Source organism: Nonomuraea sp. NPDC048916 (assembly GCF_040649575.1).
Classification (GTDB): Bacteria; Actinomycetota; Actinomycetes; order Streptosporangiales; family Streptosporangiaceae; genus Nonomuraea.
The window spans coordinates 1-416 of the sequence record NZ_JBEZFS010000260.1; the positions used below are offsets into that span (position 1 = coordinate 1).

The window sequence follows — 416 nt, forward strand, 5'->3', positions numbered from 1 at the left end:
AGGACAGCGACGTGCGCGTACTCGTCGTCGAGGACGAGCAGCTGCTCGCCGATGCGGTGGCCACCGGACTGCGCCGGGAGGCCATGGCCGTCGACGTCGTGTACGACGGTGCGGCCGCCCTGGAGCGCATCGGCGTCAACGACTACGACGTGGTCGTCCTCGACCGCGACCTCCCGCTCGTGCACGGCGACGACGTCTGCCGCAAGATCGTCGAGCTCGGCATGCCCACGCGCGTGCTGATGCTCACCGCGTCCGGCGACGTCAGCGACCGCGTCGAGGGTCTGGAGATCGGCGCCGACGACTATCTGCCCAAGCCGTTCGCGTTCAGCGAGCTGACGGCACGCGTGCGTGCTCTCGGCCGGCGGACGAGTGTGCCGCTGCCGCCCGTCCTGGAGCGCGCCGGCATCAAGCTCGAC

At 70.9% G+C, this 416-nt stretch carries 1 protein-coding gene; it reads left to right on the forward strand.

From position 1 onward, the window contains the following. Window positions 1-11: 11 nt before the first annotated feature. Window positions 12-416, forward strand: a 405-nt coding sequence (locus tag AB0C16_RS40760) for a response regulator (RefSeq protein WP_357691570.1), incomplete at its 3' end; no start/stop codon positions are given.